Origin of the sequence: Sphingomonas hankookensis (assembly GCF_028551275.1) — a bacterium.
GTDB classification, from domain to species: Bacteria; Pseudomonadota; Alphaproteobacteria; order Sphingomonadales; family Sphingomonadaceae; genus Sphingomonas; species Sphingomonas hankookensis_A.
The window spans coordinates 841252-861150 of record NZ_CP117025.1; the positions used below are offsets into that span (position 1 = coordinate 841252).

A 19899-nucleotide genomic window follows, 5' to 3' on the forward strand; every position below is an offset into this window, starting at 1 on the left:
TGATAGTGCTAAGAACCAATTGTATGACATAGATATCGTGGGTAAAGAGACGTGACAACGCTGTCGGATATCGGGTCGACCGATCCTCGAAACGGCGACGGGACCAGCGGGAGAGGGCGGTATGGCGGCGTGGCGCAGTTGGGCGATGGCGGGGGCGGCGCTGGCGATGCTCGCGACGCCGGTCGCCACCGCGAAGCCGGGCGACGCGCCGGTCTTGGTCCGCAAGGACGGCCGCCACGCGCTGCTGGTCGATGGCAAGCCGTTCCTGATGCTGGGCGTACAGGCCAACAACTCCAGCAACTATCCCGACATGCTGCCGCAGGTGTGGCCGATGGTCGAACGGCTCCACGCCAATACGCTGGAGATTCCGGTCGCGTGGGAACAGATCGAACCGGTCGAGGGCCGGTTCGACTTCAGCTATCTCGACGCGCTGCTGCCGCAGGCGCGTGCACATGGCGTCAAGCTGGTGCTGCTATGGTTCGGCACGTGGAAGAACACCTCGCCGGGCTATGTCCCCGCGTGGGTCAAGACGAACAACGCCCGTTTTCCGCGGATGCGGACGAAGGAAGGCAAGACCCATTACGCGCTGTCGCCGCATGGGCAGGCGACGTTCGAGGCGGACCGTAAGGCATTCGTCGCGCTGATGCGCTACCTGCGGGACCACGACCCCGACCATAATGTCATCATGGTCCAGCCGGAGAACGAGACCGGCGTGTACCAGCAGGCGCGCGACTATTCGCCCGAGGCGAACCGCCTGTTCGCCGGCAACGTGCCGCCCGAACTGGCAAAGGCGACCGGCAAGTCCGGCAGCTGGACCGCGGTCTATGGCGACAATGCCGAACCCGCGTTTAACGCCTGGTACACCGCGCGTTACATCGACCGCATCGCCGCGGCGGGGAAGGCGGTGTGGCCGCTGCCGATGTACGTCAACGCCGCGGTCGGCGGTCCCTTCGCGCCGCAGGGCAAGTCGGGCGGCGCCAGCGGTGGCCCCGATTGGCAGGTGATCGATGTGTGGAAGGCGGCGGCACCGAGCATCGATGCGGTCGCGCCCGACCTCTATACCCGCAGTGCCAAGGACTATCTGAAGTTCCTTGAGCACTACGCGCGGCCCGACAATGCGCTGCTGGTGCCCGAAACCGGCAACGCCGCCGACTTCGCGCGCTTCCTGTGGCCGACCATCGGGCGGGGCGGCATCGGCTGGGCGCCGTTCGGCATGGATGCGACCGGCTATTCCAACTATCCGCTGGGCGCGGTGACGCTGGACGATGCGACGATCGAGGCGTTCGCCAGCAAATACCGGTTCCTGAAACCCATGGCGCGCGGCTGGGCGACGCTGGCGTTCCGGCATCCCGGCTGGGGAACGGCCAAGGGCGCGCCGGATGCCGAACAGACCAGGGTCATGGGCCGGTGGAGCGTATCGGCCAAATATGGCGAATGGCAGTTCGGGTCGATGGATTCGCCGTGGCTGAAGGCCGAACCGCCGGCCGCCGCCGCGCAACCGGTCGGCGGCGCGGCCGTGTTGCAACTGGCGCCCGACCAGTTCCTCGTCACCGGCACCGATGTCCGCGTGTCGTTCGACGTGGCGGACAAGGCGAAGGGCGACACCGCCATGCTTATCAAGGTCGAGGAAGGGACGCTCGCCGACGACGGCAGCTTCCGCGCCCGCCGGGTGATGAACGGCGACCAGACCGATTACGGATTGAACTTCACCGCCCAGCCGATGCTGCTGCGCGTGACCATGGGAACGTACCGCTGATGAAGACGCTTCGCTGGACCCTGTTGTCGCTGGCCCTGTCGGCCTCGCTCCCGGCGCTGGCCGCCGATGTGGCGAAGGTGCCGGGCGGGGTGGTCGTCACCCCCGATGCCGGCCCCGCCAAGCGGGTGCGGGTGCTGGTCTATGGTCCCGACCGGTTCCGCGTGACGGCGGTGCCCGATGCCAGCCTCGACACGCCCGACAGCCTGATGGTGACCGCGAAGCCGGCGGGCGACTTCACCGTGACCCAGACGCGTGGGCTGGTAGTGGTGAAGGCGGCGGGCGGATCGGCCGAGATCGACCTCGACGATGGGCAGGTGCGCTTCCGCGATGCGGCGGGCAAACTGACGCTGGAGGAAGCACCACGTGCCGGGTTCACCCCGGTCACCGCCGGTGGCGAAACATTTGTCGCCGTCCGCCAGCAGTTCAATCGCGGCACCGACGAAGGATTCTACGGTCTGGGCCAGCACCAGAACCGGCAGATGAATTACAATGGCGAGGACGTCGAACTCGCCCAGCATAACATGGACATCGGCATCCCGTTCGTCGTGTCGACGAAGAATTACGGCGTGCTGTGGGACAATAACGGCATCACCCGCTTCGGCAATCCGCAGGCATATCGGCTGGTCGGCGACGGCATGAAGGTCATGTCGGGCGGCAAGCCCGGCTGGCAGGCGCAATATTATCTGGGCGACCGGCTGGCGGTGACGCGGACCGAGGCCACGATCAACTATCAGTTCATCAAGGATCAGGCGAACTGGCCGGCGGCGGCCAAGGCGCAGACGGTCGCCGCGACCACCGGACAGAATACCGCCGGCAATGCGGTGCAGACACAGAAGGTCGTGTGGACCGGCACCGTCATGCCTTCGGTCACCGGCGTCCAGAAATTCCGTCTCTATTCGTCGAGCTATGTGAAGGTCTTCGTCGACGGCAAGGAGGTGCTGAACCGCTGGCGGCAGAACTGGAACCCGTGGTTCCACAATTTCGACCTGCCGATGACCGCGGGCAAGGCGGCCGAGGTCCGGATCGAGTGGGAGCCGAATGCCGGCTATATCGCGCTGTTCCAGAACGATCCGCTGCCCGCACCCGACCGCCATTCGCTGTGGTGGTCGTCGGACGTCGCCCATGCGCTCGATTATTATTATGTCGGCGGCAAGGACATGGACGGCGTCATCGCCGGCTATCGCGCGCTGACCGGCAAGGCGGCGCTGATGCCGCGCTGGGCTTACGGCTTCTGGCAGAGCCGCCAGCGCTACAACACGCAGGACGAACTGCTGAACGTCGTGCGCGAATATCGCAAGCGCCGCCTGCCGATCGACAACATCGTGCAGGACTGGTTCTACTGGCCCGAGGACCAGTGGGGCTGCCACTGCTTCGACGGAGAACGTTTTCCCAACCCGCAGCAGATGGTCGACGAAATCCATGCTTCGGACGCGCGGATCATGATTTCGGTGTGGCCCAAATTCTACCCGAACACGAAGAACGCGCAGGAACTGAACGCCAAGGGCTATTTGTATCAGGGTAACCTGATCGCGAAAGAACGCGACTGGGTCGGCAAGGGTTATTTCAACACCTTCTACGATCCCTATGCCCCCGAAGCGCGCGCGATCTATTTCCGGCAGATGAAGGAGGCTTTGGTCGACAAGGGCTTCGATGCATGGTGGATGGACGCGACCGAGCCGGACATTCATTCGAACCTGTCGATCGAGGAACGCAAGGACCGGATGGGTCCGACCGCGCAGGGGCCGGCCGAGGAGTTCTTCAACAGCTATCCTTTGGTTCATGCCGAGGGCGTCGCGGATGGCCTGCGTCAGGCGAAGCCCGACGTGCGCCCGTTCATCCTGACCCGGTCGGGCTATGGCGGTATCCAGCGCGCCAGTGCCGCGCTCTGGTCGGGCGACGTCGCGTCGCGCTGGGACGATCTGCGCGACCAGATTTCGGCGGGCGTCAACCTGTCGATGTCGGGCGTGCCCAACTGGACGCACGATATCGGCGGCTTCGCGGTCGAGGATCGCTATGCCAAGAAGGACCCGGCGCATCTGGCCGAATGGAAGGAACTGAACCTGCGCTGGTTCCAGTTCGGCGCGTTCAGCCCGCTGTTCCGCAGCCATGGCGAGACGCCGTTCCGCGAAATCTATGAGCTCGGCGCCAGCGATCCGGCGCTCTATCAGGCGCTGGGCACCTATGATCGCCTGCGCTACCGGCTGCTGCCCTACATTCTGTCGCTGGCAGCCGAGAATTGGCACCGCGACGGCACGATGATGCGCGGGCTGGTGATGGACTTCGCCGCCGATCGCAAGACCTGGGGGATCGACGACCAGTATATGTTCGGGTCGGCGTTCCTGGTAGCACCGGTGACGCAGTTCGGCGCGCGCAGCCGGCAGGTGTACCTGCCCGCCGGGGCCGACTGGTATGATTTCTCGACCGGCGCGTATCTGAAGGGCGGACGGACGATCACCGCCGCCGCGCCGCTTTCCACCATGCCGCTCTATGTCCGCGCCGGATCGATCGTGCCGACCGGTGCCGAGGTGCAGTCGACCGCCGAACAGCCCGATGGGCCGTATGTGCTGCACGTCTTCACCGGCAAGGATGGCAGCTACACGTTGTTCGAGGATGATGGCCTCAGCGAAGGCTATCGCAAGGGCCAGTCGGCGCAGATCCCGGTGACGTGGAGCGAGGCGACGAAGACGCTGACCATCGGCGCGCGGCAGGGCAGCTTCCCCGGCATGGTCGCCCAGCGCGCGATGTCGGTGCGGTTCCACACGCCGGGCAAGGCGGTCGCGCCGGACTTTGCCGACAACAAGGCGACGGCGTTCGTCTATGACGGGCGGGCAGTGCGCATGCCTCTCAAGTAACGCGACGGTATCCCCGCGCAGGCGGGGATCCAGGGTTCCACGCGGACAGCCTGGTTGGCTTGGCTCTGGACCCCCGCCTGCGCGGGGGTACGGTAGCGGCGAAACGGCGGAGAAATTACATGACGAGCGCACAACGGATCGCCTTCGGCACCCTCGACGGCCAACCGGCCGAAGCGATCGAATTGACCGCCGCCACCCTCTCCGCGCGCATTCTGCCGCTGGGCGCCACGCTCCAGTCGCTGTGCGTCCCCGACCGCGACGGCACGGTAGCCGACATCGTCCTCGGCTTCGACGACGTCCAATCCTATCGCGACCGTCCATCGTGGTTCGGAGTGACGGTCGGCCGCTATGCCAACCGCATCGCGCACGGGCGCTTCAGCCTCGACGGGCGGACCTACACACTCGAAACCAACAACACGCCGAACCACCTGCACGGCGGATCGGACGGCTTCGACCAGCGATTATGGGACGTGGCCGAGGTCGGGCAGGACGATGGCGCAGCATGGGTCCGCCTGACGCTGACCAGCCCGGACGGCGACGCCGGCTATCCCGGTACGCTCCACGCCAGCGCAACCTACACGCTGACACCTGAGGCGCTGACCATCGCCTATGCCGCGACGACCGACGCACCCACGGTAGTCAATCTCACCAACCACGCCTTTTTCGATCTGGGCGGGCAGGGGGAGGCGATGCGCCACCTGCTGACCATTGAGGCGGTTCAGTTCCTGCCGGTCGACGCGACCTCGATCCCTACCGGCGAGCGGCGGGCGGTGGCGGGCACGCCGTTCGACTTCCGCTCGCCCCACGTCATTGGCGATCGGGTGCGGGACGGCCGCGACGAACAGATCGCGATCGGGCGCGGCTATGACCATAACTTCATCGTGCGGGGGAAAGTGGGCGTGCTGCGTCCGGCGGCGGTGCTGGCCGATCCCACCTCCGGGCGGGTGATGGACGTGGCAGTGACCGCGCCCGGCCTACAACTTTACGCCGGCAATTTCCTGAACGGGGCGCAGGCCGGCAAGGGCGGGCGGCTGTATCGGCAGGGCGATGCCGTCTGCCTCGAACCGCAGGCGTGGCCCGATACGCCCAACCGCAGCGACTTTCCGTCTGCCCGGCTGGACCCCGGTCAGCGCTACGAAAGCGTCATGCGCTTCGCCTTTTCGGTGCGATAACGGTGTCGGCTGCACCGCCGCAACGATGTTGCGCGGCGCACAACGCGCCTTGACGAAATCGGTTGCGTTTGCGAACGACCGCTCATGAAGACCCCCCTTCTCCTCGCCGCGACTGCCGCGGCCTTCGCCCTTTCGGCCTGCGGTCAGCAGCAGCCGGAACAGCTCGACACCCGCGCGCCCGATCCGCTGGCATCGCAGCTCGCCAACCGCGCCCCCGTGGAACTTCCGCCGCCCGTCAAGGCGAGCGTGACCTTCCGCTGCAAGGACAACAGCCTCGTCTATGTCGACTTCTTCGAAGGCGACACCCAGGCGAACTTCCGCGCCAAGCAGGGCGACATGCCCGTCCGCCTGAAGGCCGAGGAAAAGGGCAAGCCCCTGACCGGCGAAGGCGGCTACAGCCTGACCGGCAGCCCCAAGAGCATCACCCTGACCCAGCCGGGCAAGGGCGCGCAGACCTGCAACGCCTGATCCGATTACCGGTGGCGGCTAGCTTCCGGGCCGCCATCGTTCGACAGACTGACGGCCGGCGGAGCGATCCGCCGGCCGTTTCTTTTTTGGTGCTGGACTTCGCCCAAAGCCACCTGTCACCCCGGGCTTGACCCGGGGTCCCGCTTTCTTGCCGTGACGGGAGAAAAAGAAGCGGGACCCCGGGTCAAGCCCGGGGTGACGGTGTGGGGGGGGAGTTTGCTGTCCTTCCCAAGGACGTCACCTCAGCCCAGGGTGAGGTCTCTCGCGGCTCCTGCCGCGCCCGATTACCGGGAGACCCCAGCCTGCGCTGGGGTGACGTATGCGGCCGGCGGGATGTGCGTGAAAGCAGCCCTCAATACTTCACCCGCGTTGCGCGAAGCTTGTAGCGCTTGAGCGCGTCCTGCACGCTGCCGCTGCCCGCCAGATGGCCGGCACCTACCGCGACGAACACCGTGCCCGGGCGCTTCATCCGCTCCTCGATCCACTTGGCCCAGCGGGCGTTGCGATCGGTGAGCAGCACGCGCTTCAACTCGGGCGAGACGGTCATCTCCTCGTTCATCGTCGCCGCCAGCGCGTCCGGGTCGCCGCGGCGCCACTGGTCGACCATCTTGTCGATCGACTGGCCGGCGGTCGGCAGTTCCTTGATCGTCTCGGTCAGGAAGGTGACCTGTGCGGCATCCGACAGCGAATCGAAAAAGCCGAACTGCTGCTCCAGCGTTTCCAGCCCGGTAACCGGCTTGCCCGCCGCCTTGGCCGCCTGCGAGATCGCCTGTTCCGCGCCGCTTGCCGGATCGTAGCCTTGTTTCTGCAGCGTCACCAGCGTCAGCGTCGACGCGGCGAACCACGGGTCGAGCTGTTCCAGCGCACCGGCGGGCAGGCCGGCATCGGCCACCGCCTTGGCATAGGCCGGGCGCTCCGCCTCGGGCAGCTTTTCGCTGAGCTTCGGGCCGGTCACGTTCACCGCCGACTTCATCACCGCCGCCTGCGCTTGTTCCTGCGTCGGCATCGGGATTTCCAGCACGACCTCGTTCGATTTGTCGAACGCGCTACGCACGGCTTCGTCGAACCACGACAGGCCGGGCTTCAGGACGTGGATCGTCCCGAACAGATAGATGGTCGTGTCCTTGTCCTTGACCACCCACAAAGCGGGATCGGCCTCGCCCGCCGGCAGGTCGGCGATCGGGGTTGTCGGCTTGGGGGCGGCCTGTCCCCAGACGGGCGCAGCGGTCAGCAAACTGAATGCGGCGGCGAAACGCAGCAGGATCGAGGACATCATCGTCTCCATGGCGCCGGCAGGGCCGGCAGTTGCACCGTCATAGCAGCGCCGCCGGGGACGCGACACAAGATTTGCCGTTCATCGATAACGCAGGAACGTCCGTGCCGCTCCCATCGTTGAGGCCGTCCATATCCCTGATTTCAGGGCCTTGCCGGGAATTCCGCGATGTCGAACGCCTCTGCCCCCGATCCGTCCGACAACAAGCCGCGGCGGGTGCCGATCGGTCCCCTCGCCGCCGCGCTGGCCAGCAAGGTCGAGGCAGCGTCGCTGCTGTTCATCGCATCGGACGAGGTGCGCGCGGCGGCGCTGGCGGACGTGCTGGCGGCTTTCGCGCCCGATGCAACGGTCGTGCACCTGCCGGCAAGCGACGCCCTGCCCGGGGACGATGCGCCGGCATCGCCCGGCAATGCCGGCGCGCGGGTCGCGGCGCTCCGCCGGCTGCGGATCGCGCATGGCGAGGGCCGCGCGGTAGCGTGCATGACTACGCCGGAGGCAACGGCGTTGCGCATCGCTGCGCCCACCGATTTCGATGCCGCGCCGCCGGTCTTACGCGTCGGCGAGGCGATCGACCTGTCCGACATGGCCGCGCGGGTGGAGGAACTGGGGTATGTCCGCGACGACCGGGTCGACGAACCGGGCGAGGTCGCGGTGCGCGGCAGCGTGATCGACATTTTTCCCGCCGATGCCGAACAGCCGATCCGCGTCACGGTGGAGGAGGATCGCATCGCATCGATCCGCAGCTATGATCCGGTGACCCAGCGCGGGCATGCCGAGCTGGGCGAGGTCACCATCGGTCGTGCGGCCGAACCGCCGGTGGGGAAGGGCGCAACGCTGCTCGACCACCTGCCGGGTGCCGCGGTGGCGATGGATGGCGATGCCGCCGGACGGCGCGAGCGCTTCCTCGACCTTGCACAGGACGCCACCCGCCGTCGTCGTCGCGATGCCGCATCGCTGGTCGATAGCGCGAGCTGGGATGCGCTGCTCGGTGAGCGGGAGCGGATCGCATTGCCCGAAGCGGTGGCTGAACCCCCTCGCTTCGTCACCGCCCGTGCCCCTGCGCGTGCGTTCGGCAAGTTCGCTCGCCAAGTACTGGAGGAACAGCGGCTCGTGTTGGCGGGCAGCCCGCGCGACCTGCGGTTCCTGCGCAAGAAGCTGGCGAAGCTCGCCCGGACCGAACCGGTGACGATTACGTCGTGGGATGAAGCGGTAGCGGCCAAGCCCGGCACCGCGATGCTGCTGACCGCGCCGCTCGATCGCGGGTTCGTGATCGACGGCGTGACCGTAGTGACGGGCGGCGACCTGCTGGGCGGACGCGCGCGCGGCGACGAACTTGCCGGTGCCGGCGCCAATCCGCTGTTTGCCGAGGCGGGCGAACTGCGCATCGGCGACGTGATCGTGCATGAGGATTTCGGCATCGGCTGCATCGCCGGGCTGGAGCAGCTGCCGGGTGAGGCGGCGGGCGACGCCATCGTGCTGACCTATGCCAAGGCCGCGCGGCGGCTGGTGCCGGTGATGGAGGCCGACCGTATCTGGCGCTATGGCGCGGACGGCGATGCGGTGACGCTCGATGCGCTGGACGGGGCGAGCTGGCAGAAGCGGCGCGGGGCGATCGACACCGCCATCGCCGACAGCGCGCGCGAACTGGCGGCCATTGCCGCGACACGGGACCAGCAGCGGGTCGCACCGATCGAGGTCGACATCGCCGCCTATGAACGCTTCGCCGCCGGATTTCCCTTTACCGAAACCCCCGATCAGGCGCGCGCCATCGCCGCCGCCCGCGCCGATCTGGCCGCCGGTCGCCCGATGGACCGGCTGGTCATCGGCGATGTCGGCTATGGCAAGACCGAGGTGGCGCTGCGCGCCGCAGCGATCGTCGCCTTGTCCGGGCGGCAGGTCGCGATTGCCGCGCCGACAACGGTGCTGGTCCGCCAGCATGTCGAAACCTTCCGCCGCCGATTCGAGGGCACGGGGATCGAGGTTGCCGGCCTGTCGCGTCTGTCCGATGCGGCGGAAAAGAAACGGGTGAAGGCCGGCCTGGCCGACGGATCGATCGGTGTGGTCGTCGGTACGCAGGCGGTGGCCGGCAAGGGTGTCACCTATCACGACCTCGCCCTCACCGTCATCGACGAGGAACAGCGATTCGGTGCGAAGGACAAGGCGCGCCTACGCGAGATGGCCGACCATGTGATGACATTGTCGGCGACGCCGATCCCCCGCACGCTGCAAAGCGCGTTGATCGGCCTGCAGCAATTGTCGGTCCTCGCGACCCCGCCGGCCCGCCGCCAGCCGATTCGTACCGCCGTCGCCGCGTTCGACGAGGTGACGGTGCGCACCGCGCTGCTGCGCGAACGCTCGCGTGGCGGGCAGAGCTTCGTCGTGGTGCCCCGGATCGAGGATATTGCCCCGCTGGAGGAACGGCTGCGCAAGCTGGTCCCCGACCTCGACCTGATCGTCGCCCATGGCAAGATGCCGGCGGCGGAGATCGACGCGGCGATGGTCGGCTTTGCCGAGGGCGAGGGCGACGTGCTGCTGGCGACCAACATTATCGAGGCGGGGCTGGACGTGCCGCGCGCCAACACGATGATCGTCCACCATGCCGACCGCTTCGGCCTGTCGCAGCTCCACCAGCTGCGCGGGCGGGTCGGGCGCGGCGGGCGGCGCGGGCAGATATTGCTGCTGACCGATCCGGACCAGTCGATCGCGGACGCCACCCTGAAACGACTCCGCACCTTGCAGGCGTTCGACCGGCTGGGCGCGGGCTTTGCCATCAGCGCGCGCGACCTCGACCTGCGCGGCGCGGGCGACCTGGTGGGTGAGGCGCAGGCCGGGCACATGAAGCTGATCGGCATCGACCTGTACCAATATCTGCTCGGCCGCGCGCTCCGGGCCGAACGCGGCGAGAATGTCGACCGGGTCGTGCCTGAACTCCATGTCGGGATCGCCGGTCGCCTGCCGGAGCATTGGATACCCGAGGCCGAAGTGCGGCTGATGCTCTATGGCCGGCTGGCGCGGATCGAGGAGGAAGGTGCGCTCGATGCGTTCGAAGAAGAGTTGGAGGACCGGTTCGGTGCGCTGCCCGACGAGGCGCGGCTGCTGATCGAACTGGCCCGCGTCCGCCTGCTGGCGCGAGGGGCGGGCGTGGCGAAGGTCGATGCCGGCCCCGCGGCGATCGCACTGACCCCGCAGCATCGCGGGGACGCGCCCGAGGGGCTGACCGAGAAGAACGGTCGCTGGATCATGGCCGCGCGGATCGACGATGCGGAGGAACGGCTGACCAAGGTCGGTGAGGTATTGGAGGCGGTGGCGGCATAACTTCGCTGGCGTTGGCGGCGATCCTGTCCGATGCTGTCCGCATGACGAAAGCGATCTTCATCACCGGCGGCGGATCGGGCATCGGGCGGGCCGTCGCGCAGTTGTTTGCCAGCAGGGGCTGGCGCATCGGCCTTGCGGATGTGAACGCCGCCGGCCTGGCGGAAACGGCGGCGCTGTTGCCGAACGGTGCCGCGACGTTCGTGTTCGACGTGACCGATCGCGCGGCATGGGACGCGCCGCTCGCGGCATTTGCCGATGGCGGCGGGATCGACGTGCTCTTCAACAACGCCGGCATCGCCTCGGGCGGTGTCTTTGCCGAGATGACGCCGGACGCGGTCGAGCGGACCATCGCCGTCAACCTGACCGGTGTGGTGCACGGCGCCCATGCAGCCCATCGCTACCTGAAAGCCAGTGGCGGGTGCCTGCTCAACACCGCGTCGGCCGCCGGCATCTATGGCACCGCCGGTGCGGCCGTCTATTCGGCAACCAAGTTTGGGGTGCGGGGGTTGAGCGAGGCGCTGGATGGCGAATGGTCGGCGGATGGTATCCGCGTGCGGTCGCTGATGCCGGGGTTCATCGACACGCCGCTGCTCGACGCGTCGCTGGCCGGGACCAATTACAATGTCCGGCAGCAGGTCCGCGCCGCCGGACTGGAGTTCACGCCCGTCGAAATCGTCGCGCAGGCGGCATGGGACGCGGTGCACGGCGACGCCGTCCACACGCCCGTCGGGCCGACCGCGAAGCGGATGCGCTTCGCCGCGCGGTGGCTGCCGGGAAAATTGCGGCAGCAGATGCGGCGGCGATAGGCTCCGCACAATCGTCATCCCTGCGAAGGCGGGGATCCATAGCCGCTGACCTTTGCGCCTTTATCGCGACGCTGGCGTGTATGGATTCCCGCCTGCGCGGGAATGACGAATTTTGGCTATTCCACCAGCGCGTCGATCGCCTGCGCCATGTCGATGTCGCGGTCCGACAGCCCGCCCGCGTCGTGCGTCGTGAGCAAAATGTCGACGCGGTTGTAGACGTTCGACCATTCGGGATGATGGTCCGCCTTTTCGGCGAGCAACGCGACCTGCGTCATGAATGCGAACGCCTGGCTGAAATTGTCGAAGGTGAAGCTGCGGACGATCGCGTCGCGCCCGGCGTCATGGTCCCAGTCGGGCAGGCCGTCCAGCGCATCGGCGCGCTCTGCCTGGCTCAGCGGTTCCATCGTCCCTCCCTTGTATCTGCCTCGGCGCAATGCCTATGGTTTGCGCCATGTCCGATCAAGCGCGAACCGCCCCGAGTGCCGAAGCAATGGAAGCGCTCGCCCGTGCCGCGCTGGCGCGCATTCCCGAACCCTTTGCCGGCCACCTGTCCGACATCGTGCTGCTGGTCGAGGAATTCGCCGACGACGATACGCTGGCGGCGATGGAAATGGAGCCGTACGAGCTGACCGGCCTGTACCATGGCAGCCCGGTCGGCGAGAAGTCGGCGTTCGACGGCATGCGCCTGCCCGACCGCATCCATTTGTATCGCCAGCCGCTGCTGGCCGAATGGTGCGAGACCGGGGTCGATCTGGGCGATCTGATCCGGCATGTCGTGGTGCACGAGGTCGGCCATCATTTCGGCCTGTCCGACGACGACATGCACGCGCTGGAAGACTCTGTTTGATCCTGTCCCTTGCGCACGTGACGGGCCGGCGCGGCGGGCGGGCGCTGTTCCGCGACCTGTCGTTCGACCTTTGCGCGGGCGAGGCGGTATTGGTGCAGGGGCCGAACGGCGTCGGCAAATCGACGCTCGTACGGATCGCCGCCGGACTGTTGCCGCCGGCGGAGGGCAGGGTTGCGCGCGACGGTGCGGTCGCGTTGCTGGCCGAGGCCGCGGCGCTGGACGCTTCGGTGTCGCTGGGGACGGCACTGGACTTCTGGGCGGGACTGGACGGCGCGCGGGACCGGCTGCCCGCCGCGCTGTCGGCGATGGACATCGCTTCGCTGGCGGACGTGCCGGTGCGGATGCTGTCGACCGGGCAGAAGCGCCGCGCCGCCATCGCCCGCGTCATCGCCAGCGGCGCGCCGCTGTGGCTGCTCGACGAACCGGCCAACGGGCTGGACGCGGCGTCGCTCGACCGGCTGGAGACGGCGATCGCGCGCCATCGCGACGGCGGCGGGGCGGTGCTGGTCGCCAGCCATGTCGCCGTGGCGCTCCCGCACGCGAAGGTCGTGACGCTGTGATCGCGCTGATCCTGCGCGAACTGCGTATCGCGTGGAGCGGCGGCGGGCTGTTGCTGCCGGTCGCCTTCTTCCTGCTGGTCGCGACGCTGTTCCCCTTCGCGATCGGTCCCGATGCGGCATTGCTGGCACGGATCGGCGGCGGGGTGGCGTGGGCGGCAGCGCTGCTGGCCGCGTTGCTGCCGCTCGACCGGCTGGTCGCGCCCGATATGGAAGCCGGGGTGGTCGATCAGCTGGTCTTACGCGGATGGAGCGAAACGAGCGTCGCCGCCGCCAAGACGATCGGTCACTGGCTGGGCTTTGCGCCGGCGGTGATGCTGGCGGCGGCGCTGTCGGCGGCATTGCTGGGGATGGACGGGCCGACCTTGGTCGCGCTGGAGATCGGGTTGCTGCTCGGCACGCCGGGGCTGGCGGCGCTGGGCGTGGCGACGGCGGCACTGACCGCCGGCCTGCGTGGCGGGGGCGCGGTGGCGGGCCTCGTGATGCTGCCGCTGGCGCTGCCGCTGGTTATCTTCGGGGCGGGCGGGCTGGAGGGTGGTGCCGGCGCGATCAAGCTGCTGGCGGCGACCAGCCTGTTGCTGTGCGTCGGCGCCCCGGTGGTGGCGGGCGCGGCGATGCGGATCGGGCGGACCTGAGGTCCTCCCCGCTATGCGGGGAGGGGGACCAGCCGCAGGCTGGTGGAGGGGCATTGCCCCCTGCGCTGCGTTCGCGGTGACGCCCCTCCACCCCTCGCTACGCGAGCGGTCCCCCTCCCCATCGAAGATGGGGAGGATCTTAGCGGGACCACCGCGCGAAAATCGCTGTCGGCAGGACCAGCCCGCGCGTCTCCTCGCGCACGCCCAGTTCGCCGCATTCGACCGTGCCGCCCAGATCGCCGAGCGACTGGCGCAGCAATTCGCCGATCGCCAGCGCCGACATCCGCACCGCGTACACCGTCAGGAACAGGAACCGCGACTTGCCATCGAGCAACTGGCGGCAATCGGCGATCAGGCCAGGGAGGTGCTCCTCCAGCTTCCACACTTCGCCATTCGGCCCACGGCCCCATTTGGGCGGGTCGAGAATGATGCCGTCATAACGCCGTCCCCGCCGCACCTCGCGGCCCACGAACTTGGCGGCGTCCTCGACCAGCCAGCGGACCGGCTTGTCGGTCATCTCCGACAGCGCCGCATTCGCGCGCGCCTGCTCGACCGACTTCTTCGACGCATCGACATGGACGACGCGCGCGCCCGCGTTGGCAAGCGCGAGGCTGCCGACCCCGGTATAGCCAAACAGGTTCAGGCATTCCGGATCACTCGCCCCGTCCAGCCGCCCGCGCATCCAGTCCCACACCGGCGCCATGTCGGGAAAGAAGCCGAGATGGCGGAACGGCGTGTTGCTGGCCGAAAAGCGCACCTCGCGCCACGTCAGCGGCCAGTCGCGCGGAGGCTGCTTGAAGAATTGCCAGCGCCCGCCGCCATCCTCGTCCGATCCGGGCACGAACTCGCCATGCGCGTCCCACCGGTCGAGTGCCGGCGCCCACATCGCCTGCGGCTCCGGCCGGATGAAGCGGAACGGGCCATAGCGTTCCAGCTTGCGACCATGGCCGCAATCGATCAGCCCGTAATCGCCCCATGGCTCGCCGATAAGTGCGATCGGGTCCATTACGCGCGGGGCGTCGCCCGTTCGGCGATCCAGGCAGTTACCGCTTCGAAGGTAGCGGGCAGGGTGACATAGCGTTCCTCGCGCTCGAACAGGTCGCCGACGCGCGGGGGCAGCGGGGCGCGGGTGCCGATGGCACGTTCGACCGCGTCGGGGAACTTGGCCGGGTGCGCGGTCGCCAGCGTGACCATCGGCGCGTCGATGCCGCTGTCGAGCGCGGCGGCAAGCGCGATGGCGGTGTGCGGGTCGATCGTCTGCGCGGCGTTGTCGCATGCCCAGCGCATCGCCTGCGCCATGCGGTCGGCATCGACGCGCGCGCTCTGGAACAGCGAGGCCGCGCCCTGTTGCTGCGCATTGGTCAGCCGCATCGCCCGGCTCGATTCGAACCCGCGCATCTGGTCGCCCAGCGCCAGCCCGTCGCGCCCGCCCAGATCGTGCAGCAGTCGTTCGAAGTTCGAGCTGACCTGGATATCCATCGACGGGGTGGCGGTCGGCGTTACCGTCGCGCTCGAATAATCGCCGGTCGACAGCGCGCGGTGCAGGATGTCGTTGACGTTGGTCGCGACGATCAGCCTGGCGATCGGCAGCCCCATCTGCGCCGCGACATAGCCTGCGAACACGTCGCCGAAATTGCCGGTCGGGACCGAGAAGGCGATCGCCTTGTCCGGTCCGCCCAGCCGTACGGCGGCGTAGAAATAATAGACCACCTGCGCCATCAACCGCGCCCAGTTGATCGAATTGACGGCGGACAGGCGGAAGCGCCCCGAGAAGCCGGGATCGTTGAACATCGCCTTGACCAGCGCCTGCGCCGTGTCGAAGTCGCCTTCGATCGCGATATTGTGGACGTTGGGCGACAGCACGGTCGTCATCTGCCGCCGCTGCACGTCGGACACGCGGCCCGCCGGGTGCAGCATGAAGATGTCGATATTCTCGCGACCCGCCACCGCGTCGATCGCGGCCGATCCGGTGTCCCCGCTGGTCGCGCCGACGATCGTCAGGCGTTCGCTGGTGCCGGTGAGGAAACGTTCGAACAACAGCCCCAGAAGCTGCAATGCAACGTCCTTGAACGCCAGCGTCGGGCCGTGGAACAGCTCCAGCAGCCACTGGTCATGGTCGAGCTGTACCAGCGGGGTGACGCCCTTGTGGCTGAAGCGGCCATAGGCGGTTTCGCATAGCGCGCGCAGTTCGTCTTCCGACAGCGAGTCGCCGACGAACGGCAGCATCACCCGCACCGCCGTTTCGGCATAGCTGAGGCCCGCCAGCGCCGCGATATCGTCACGGGTCAGCGTCGGCCACTCGGTCGGGACATACAGCCCGCCATCGCGTGCCAATCCGGCCAGCGTCGCGCCGGCGAAGTCGAGTTCGGGCGCATCGCCCCTGGTGCTGACATACCGCATGGGGGTGCGGTTAGCGGCTACGACGACGAAGTGCCAGCAAGTATATGATGACCGCGGCCAAGGCGAAGCCGAACCATTGCAGCGCATAGCCCAGATGATTGTCGGGCAGGCTGGCCGGATCGGGGCGCTGGCTGGGCGACAGGCCCGGTGCGGCGACGTCCGACACGATCATCGGCGCGGGTGGCGCGGCATGGCCGGTCATCCGGTCGAGCAGGGTCGGCCCGCCCGGCGCGTGGCTCAAGGTGCCGGCGACCGCGCCGCCGGCCCAGACCGGGCGCAGCTTCGGGTCGGTCGCGACACCCATGTCGACGCGGAAGCGCTGGCCGGTCGGTGACTGGCAGGCGGCGATATGGCGATAGCCCGAGGTGCCGTTTGCCGTGCGGCCGGCGCCCATCGTCCACCCCTCGACCCGGGCACAAGTGGCGGTAACGCGCGCGAACAGCAGCTCGTCGGCGATCCGCGGCGGCAAGGGCTGGGCCGGGCGGTCGAGATTGGCGGTGGCGCGCGCGATCAGCGCGGCCTTTTCGGTACGGCGCTGCAACTGCCAGACGCCGAGCGCGATCATGGCGGCGACCGCGAGCAGGACGATAAGGGTCGGCAGGACGGGCAGGCGCTTCATGGGCGGGGGGCGATTTTGCCTTCGCGCGCGGCGTTGCGATATTCGAGCGCCAGCAGCATGCCCTTGGCGATCCGGAGCGACCCGACCACGCCGCCGATGGTCAGCGGTATCCACAGCAGGGCATGGACCCACCACGGTGGCCCCACCTTCAGGTCGAGCCAGATGGCGAGGATGGTGACGATGCCGCCCAGGATCAGCGTCAGGAACGCCGCCGGTCCGTCGCCGACATTGAACGCCGAGAAATCAAGGGCACAGGCGCCGCACCGGTCGGCAAAGGCGACGGGGCCACGGAACAAGGTCGTGGCCCCGCAGCGCGGACACAGGCCGCGCATGCCGCAATCGAAGGGCGCGGGACCGCCCGCGCCCACCGGATCAGGCATCAGCCACCATGGATCGGCGCGCCCCAGCCGCCCCAGACATAGATGACGACGAACAGGAACAGCCACACCACGTCGACGAAATGCCAGTACCAGGCGGCCGCTTCGAAGCCGAAATGCTGCTTGGGCGTAAAGTCGCCCTTGTAGGCGCGGATCAGGTTGACGGCGAGGAAGATGGTGCCGACGAGCACGTGGAAGCCGTGGAACCCGGTCGCCATGTAGAAGGCGGCGCCATAGTTCAGCCCCGCGAACGGCATCGGCGCATGGATATACTCATAGGCCTGGATGCACGAGAACAGCGCGCCCAGAAGGACGGTCAGCCACAGCCCCTTCTTGACGCCGTCATTCTCGCCCACGCCGATCGCGCCCCACAGCCCCTTGAGCTTGCCGCCGCGCTGGTTGTGGATCAGCGCATGGTGTGCCCAGGTGACGGTCGTGCCCGACAGCAGCAGGATGAAGGTGTTGAGCAGCGGCAGCTCGAACGCGTTAAGCACTTCGAGGCCCGCCGGCGGCCATTGCGCGGTGACCGCGGTGTTGCCTGCCTCGATCAGCGAGACGCCGTCCTCATGGCTGTACTGGATCGCGGCGGGGAACAGCGAAAAGTCGAACCACGACCAGAACCAGCCGACGAAGAACATCACTTCGGACGCGATGAACAGGATCATGCCGTAGCGCAGGTGCAGCTGCACGACCGGGGTATGGTCGCCGGCCTTCGCCTCGCGGATGACGTCCGCCCACCAGAAGCCCATGCACGACAGCGTGGCGATCAGCCCCGCGCCGAACACCAGCCCGCCCAGCGCCGCCTCGTTCATCCACATGACCCCACCCGCTGCCAGCGCGAACGCGGCCAGCGAACTCGCCAGCGGCCAGATGCTGGGGGGAAGGATGTGAAAATCGTGGTTCTTCGCGCCTGCCATCATCCATCCCTATATGCGTCGCGCCTGTGCCGGTGCGTAATTCTGCGCGATCCTAGCTGGTCGTCGCGGCCGAATCCACCGGGTAAAATGTGTAGGACAGCGTGATCGCGCGAATGTCCTTCGCATCCGGGTCGTCATGGATCTTCGGATCGACGAAGAAGATGACCGGCATCCGCACCTTCTCACCCGGCTGCAGCGTCTGTTCGGTGAAGCAGAAGCACTGGATCTTCGTGAAATATTTTCCCGCCTGACTGGGCGTCACGTTGAAGGTCGCGGTGCCGGTGACCGGGCGGCCCGACACGTTCTTGGCGGTGAAGAACGCCATGTCGCGCGCGCCGATATCGACGGTTTCCGATGCGCGTTCGGGCTTGAACTCCCAGCCAAGTGCGGGGTTCGAGTTGGCGTCGAAGCGCACCACGACCTTGTCGCCGATGCCGCCGGGCGCTGCCTGCCCGCGCTGCGTCGTGCCGTTGAACCCGGTCACCTGACAGAACATGCGGTAGAGCGGCACGCTGGCGAAGCCGACCCCGGTCATGCCGACCACGGCCGCGGCGGCGAACAGGGCGGTGCGCAGGTTGCGGGTCACGCGCCCATCCCGGCGCGAATCTTGACGATGGTGATCGCGAACATCAGCAGCACGAACGCGCCGAGCAGCCACGCCATCACCTTCGCCCGTTCGCGCTGGCGCGCGCGGATGCGGTCGTCGTGCTCGCTCATGCCGCCACCCACCGGTCGGCGACCAGCGCGCCGAACATCGCAAAGAGATACAGGATCGAGAAAGCGAACAGCCGCTTTTCGGGCTTCATCTTGTCTTCGGGGCCGGTCCTGCGCGTCGCGACCTGCACCGCCAGCACGCCGAAGGTCGCGGTCAGCAGGCACGCGGCGATGCCGTAGATCGGACCGGTGAGGCCCAGCGGCCATGGCGCCACCGCGACGGCGGCCATCGGGATGGTGTACAGCCCGATCTGCGTCCGCGTCACCCGCTCGCCCGCCACCACCGGCAGCATCGGCACACCGGCATTGGCGTAATCGGTCTTCACGAACAGCGCCAAGGCCCAGAAATGCGGCGGCGTCCACAGGAAGACGAGGCTGAACAGCAGGAACGGCAGCAGCGCGACATCGCCGGTCGCCGCCGCCCAGCCGATCAGCGGCGGAAACGCCCCCGCCGCGCCGCCGATGACGATGTTCTGCGGCGTGCGGCGCTTGAGCCACACGGTATAGACCAGCACGTAGAACAGGATCGAGACGGTCAGGATGATCGCGGCGGGGACATTCACGGCCAGCCCCATCAGCACGACCGAGAAGATCGCGAGGCCGACACCGAAATGCAGCGCCGATTCGCGCTCCATCCGCCCGGCGGGCAGCGGGCGGCCCTGCGTCCGCTTCATCTTCGCGTCGAGATCGGCCTCATACCATTGGTTCAGCGCACCGGCGGCACCTGCACCGAGCGCGATGCACAGCACGGCGGTGAAGCCCAGCACCGGATGGATCGGCACGGGGGCTGCCAGCATCCCGCACAGGCCGGTGAAGACGACCAGCGTCATCACGCGGGGCTTGGTCAGGGCCAGGAAGTCGCGCCAGTCGGCGGGCAGGGTGATCGTCTGCGCGGTCATCGCCGCTGTATAGAGAGTTGTGCGGGCGGGGGAAAGCGGGTGTGAGGTTCGCGGTGCCCACCCCCGTCGTCATTCCCGCGAAGGCGGGAATCCATAGACGCAACGTCCATGATTCCCAACCAGCGCCAGCGGTTATGGACCCCCGCCTGCGCGGGGGTGACGATGGGGGTAGGGCGAGACCTTACCATCCCACCCCGTCATCCCGGCGAAGGCCGGGATCCATTGTGTCGGAAGCTGTCGAAAGAACCGCGACCGTCCCCCCATCCATGGATTCCGGCCTCCGCCGGAATGA

General features: G+C 67.8%; 19 protein-coding genes. 9 read left to right on the forward strand and 10 right to left on the reverse strand.

What is annotated here, in order from left to right; all coding sequences use genetic code 11:
* Positions 1-121 precede the first annotated feature (121 nt).
* The 4 genes from PPZ50_RS04080 to PPZ50_RS04095 all read left to right on the forward strand — a co-directional run bounded on the left by PPZ50_RS04080 (position 122) and on the right by PPZ50_RS04095 (position 6248).
* Entirely contained in the window at positions 122-1756 is a 1635-nt protein-coding gene (locus tag PPZ50_RS04080) for a DUF5597 domain-containing protein (protein ID WP_232307876.1), read from the forward strand.
* Positions 1756-4608: a glycoside hydrolase family 31 protein gene (locus PPZ50_RS04085; protein WP_066688952.1), complete on the forward strand. Its 2853-nt coding sequence runs from the start codon at positions 1756-1758 to the stop codon at positions 4606-4608. Before PPZ50_RS04080 ends, PPZ50_RS04085 begins: the two co-directional genes overlap by 1 nt.
* A gap of 119 nt (positions 4609-4727) precedes the next feature.
* Positions 4728-5780, forward strand: coding sequence for an aldose epimerase family protein (locus PPZ50_RS04090; RefSeq protein ID WP_066688950.1), 1053 nt, complete (start codon positions 4728-4730; stop codon positions 5778-5780).
* Positions 5781-5864: 84 nt separating this feature from the next.
* Positions 5865-6248 carry a hypothetical protein gene (locus PPZ50_RS04095; RefSeq protein ID WP_066688948.1) on the forward strand — a complete coding sequence of 128 codons (384 nt, stop codon included), beginning with the start codon at positions 5865-5867 and terminating at the stop codon, positions 6246-6248.
* Between the two features lie 352 nt (positions 6249-6600).
* Here PPZ50_RS04095 and PPZ50_RS04100 read toward each other — a convergent pair whose 3' ends face one another.
* Positions 6601-7524 (reverse strand): TraB/GumN family protein, encoded by a 924-nt coding sequence (locus PPZ50_RS04100; RefSeq protein WP_241215493.1) that lies wholly within the window; start codon positions 7522-7524, stop codon positions 6601-6603.
* A 165-nt stretch (positions 7525-7689) separates the two neighbouring features.
* Here PPZ50_RS04100 and PPZ50_RS04105 point away from each other — a divergent pair, with 165 nt between their 5' ends.
* Complete coding sequence (locus tag PPZ50_RS04105) at positions 7690-10836, forward strand: helicase-related protein (RefSeq protein ID WP_066688943.1); 3147 nt, start codon at positions 7690-7692, stop codon at positions 10834-10836.
* A 41-nt stretch (positions 10837-10877) separates the two neighbouring features.
* On the forward strand, positions 10878-11642 hold the full coding sequence (locus tag PPZ50_RS04110; RefSeq protein ID WP_066689037.1) for an SDR family oxidoreductase: 765 nt from the start codon (positions 10878-10880) through the stop codon (positions 11640-11642).
* Between the two features lie 116 nt (positions 11643-11758).
* On the opposite strand, the gene PPZ50_RS04115 is transcribed toward PPZ50_RS04110, so the two are convergent.
* Positions 11759-12046, reverse strand: coding sequence for a 4a-hydroxytetrahydrobiopterin dehydratase (locus PPZ50_RS04115; RefSeq protein ID WP_056456550.1), 288 nt, complete (start codon positions 12044-12046; stop codon positions 11759-11761).
* A gap of 47 nt (positions 12047-12093) precedes the next feature.
* On the opposite strand from PPZ50_RS04115, the gene PPZ50_RS04120 reads away from it, so the two are divergent.
* Genes PPZ50_RS04120 through PPZ50_RS04130 form a run of 3 tightly spaced genes read left to right on the forward strand, consistent with a single transcriptional unit; the run spans position 12094 to position 13681 of the window.
* Complete coding sequence (locus tag PPZ50_RS04120; protein WP_126014401.1) at positions 12094-12489, forward strand: metallopeptidase family protein; 396 nt, start codon at positions 12094-12096, stop codon at positions 12487-12489.
* The gene (ccmA, locus tag PPZ50_RS04125; protein ID WP_066688939.1) at positions 12486-13049 is read left to right on the forward strand and encodes a heme ABC exporter ATP-binding protein CcmA; all 564 of its coding nucleotides are present in this window, start codon (positions 12486-12488) and stop codon (positions 13047-13049) included. Before PPZ50_RS04120 ends, ccmA begins: the two co-directional genes overlap by 4 nt.
* Positions 13046-13681: a heme exporter protein CcmB gene (locus PPZ50_RS04130; RefSeq protein ID WP_066688937.1), complete on the forward strand. Its 636-nt coding sequence runs from the start codon at positions 13046-13048 to the stop codon at positions 13679-13681. The genes ccmA and PPZ50_RS04130 overlap by 4 nt, the downstream gene beginning before the upstream one ends.
* Positions 13682-13820: 139 nt before the next feature.
* Here the strand turns inward: PPZ50_RS04130 and PPZ50_RS04135 are convergent, their stop codons facing one another.
* From PPZ50_RS04135 to PPZ50_RS04170, 8 genes are read right to left on the reverse strand one after another with little or no spacing between them, the layout of a single operon-like run.
* On the reverse strand, positions 13821-14687 hold the full coding sequence (locus PPZ50_RS04135) for a class I SAM-dependent methyltransferase (protein WP_066688936.1): 867 nt from the start codon (positions 14685-14687) through the stop codon (positions 13821-13823).
* Complete coding sequence (thrC, locus tag PPZ50_RS04140) at positions 14687-16081, reverse strand: threonine synthase (protein WP_066688934.1); 1395 nt, start codon at positions 16079-16081, stop codon at positions 14687-14689. Before thrC ends, PPZ50_RS04135 begins: the two co-directional genes overlap by 1 nt.
* A gap of 10 nt (positions 16082-16091) precedes the next feature.
* Complete coding sequence (locus PPZ50_RS04145; RefSeq protein WP_066688932.1) at positions 16092-16700, reverse strand: SURF1 family protein; 609 nt, start codon at positions 16698-16700, stop codon at positions 16092-16094.
* On the reverse strand, positions 16697-17080 hold the full coding sequence (locus tag PPZ50_RS04150; protein ID WP_066688931.1) for a DUF983 domain-containing protein: 384 nt from the start codon (positions 17078-17080) through the stop codon (positions 16697-16699). The genes PPZ50_RS04145 and PPZ50_RS04150 overlap by 4 nt, the downstream gene beginning before the upstream one ends.
* Positions 17080-17994 carry a cytochrome c oxidase subunit 3 gene (locus tag PPZ50_RS04155; protein ID WP_066689035.1) on the reverse strand — a complete coding sequence of 305 codons (915 nt, stop codon included), beginning with the start codon at positions 17992-17994 and terminating at the stop codon, positions 17080-17082. The genes PPZ50_RS04150 and PPZ50_RS04155 overlap by 1 nt, the downstream gene beginning before the upstream one ends.
* Positions 17995-18046: 52 nt before the next feature.
* Entirely contained in the window at positions 18047-18529 is a 483-nt protein-coding gene (locus tag PPZ50_RS04160; RefSeq protein WP_232307883.1) for a cytochrome c oxidase assembly protein, read from the reverse strand.
* Positions 18530-18576: 47 nt separating this feature from the next.
* Positions 18577-18711 carry a hypothetical protein gene (locus PPZ50_RS04165; RefSeq protein ID WP_268794971.1) on the reverse strand — a complete coding sequence of 45 codons (135 nt, stop codon included), beginning with the start codon at positions 18709-18711 and terminating at the stop codon, positions 18577-18579.
* Entirely contained in the window at positions 18708-19607 is a 900-nt protein-coding gene (locus PPZ50_RS04170; RefSeq protein ID WP_066688925.1) for a heme o synthase, read from the reverse strand. Before PPZ50_RS04170 ends, PPZ50_RS04165 begins: the two co-directional genes overlap by 4 nt.
* Positions 19608-19899: the final 292 nt, after the last annotated feature.

What these genes read in the sequence shown, in the direction of transcription:
- PPZ50_RS04080 (WP_232307876.1), top strand. Translation starts at nt 122, where the DNA reads ATGGCGGCGTGGCGCAGTTGGGCGATGGCGGGGGCGGCGCTGGCGATG.
- PPZ50_RS04085 (WP_066688952.1), top strand. Translation starts at nt 1,756, where the DNA reads ATGAAGACGCTTCGCTGGACCCTGTTGTCGCTGGCCCTGTCGGCCTCG.
- PPZ50_RS04090 (WP_066688950.1), top strand. Translation starts at nt 4,728, where the DNA reads ATGACGAGCGCACAACGGATCGCCTTCGGCACCCTCGACGGCCAACCG.
- PPZ50_RS04095 (WP_066688948.1), top strand. Translation starts at nt 5,865, where the DNA reads ATGAAGACCCCCCTTCTCCTCGCCGCGACTGCCGCGGCCTTCGCCCTT.
- PPZ50_RS04100 (WP_241215493.1), bottom strand. Translation starts at nt 7,524, where the DNA reads ATGATGTCCTCGATCCTGCTGCGTTTCGCCGCCGCATTCAGTTTGCTG.
- PPZ50_RS04105 (WP_066688943.1), top strand. Translation starts at nt 7,690, where the DNA reads ATGTCGAACGCCTCTGCCCCCGATCCGTCCGACAACAAGCCGCGGCGG.
- PPZ50_RS04110 (WP_066689037.1), top strand. Translation starts at nt 10,878, where the DNA reads ATGACGAAAGCGATCTTCATCACCGGCGGCGGATCGGGCATCGGGCGG.
- PPZ50_RS04115 (WP_056456550.1), bottom strand. Translation starts at nt 12,046, where the DNA reads ATGGAACCGCTGAGCCAGGCAGAGCGCGCCGATGCGCTGGACGGCCTG.
- PPZ50_RS04120 (WP_126014401.1), top strand. Translation starts at nt 12,094, where the DNA reads ATGTCCGATCAAGCGCGAACCGCCCCGAGTGCCGAAGCAATGGAAGCG.
- PPZ50_RS04135 (WP_066688936.1), bottom strand. Translation starts at nt 14,687, where the DNA reads ATGGACCCGATCGCACTTATCGGCGAGCCATGGGGCGATTACGGGCTG.
- thrC (WP_066688934.1), bottom strand. Translation starts at nt 16,081, where the DNA reads ATGCGGTATGTCAGCACCAGGGGCGATGCGCCCGAACTCGACTTCGCC.
- PPZ50_RS04145 (WP_066688932.1), bottom strand. Translation starts at nt 16,700, where the DNA reads ATGAAGCGCCTGCCCGTCCTGCCGACCCTTATCGTCCTGCTCGCGGTC.
- PPZ50_RS04150 (WP_066688931.1), bottom strand. Translation starts at nt 17,080, where the DNA reads ATGCCTGATCCGGTGGGCGCGGGCGGTCCCGCGCCCTTCGATTGCGGC.
- PPZ50_RS04155 (WP_066689035.1), bottom strand. Translation starts at nt 17,994, where the DNA reads ATGGCAGGCGCGAAGAACCACGATTTTCACATCCTTCCCCCCAGCATC.
- PPZ50_RS04160 (WP_232307883.1), bottom strand. Translation starts at nt 18,529, where the DNA reads ATGACCGGGGTCGGCTTCGCCAGCGTGCCGCTCTACCGCATGTTCTGT.
- PPZ50_RS04165 (WP_268794971.1), bottom strand. Translation starts at nt 18,711, where the DNA reads ATGAGCGAGCACGACGACCGCATCCGCGCGCGCCAGCGCGAACGGGCG.
- PPZ50_RS04170 (WP_066688925.1), bottom strand. Translation starts at nt 19,607, where the DNA reads ATGACCGCGCAGACGATCACCCTGCCCGCCGACTGGCGCGACTTCCTG.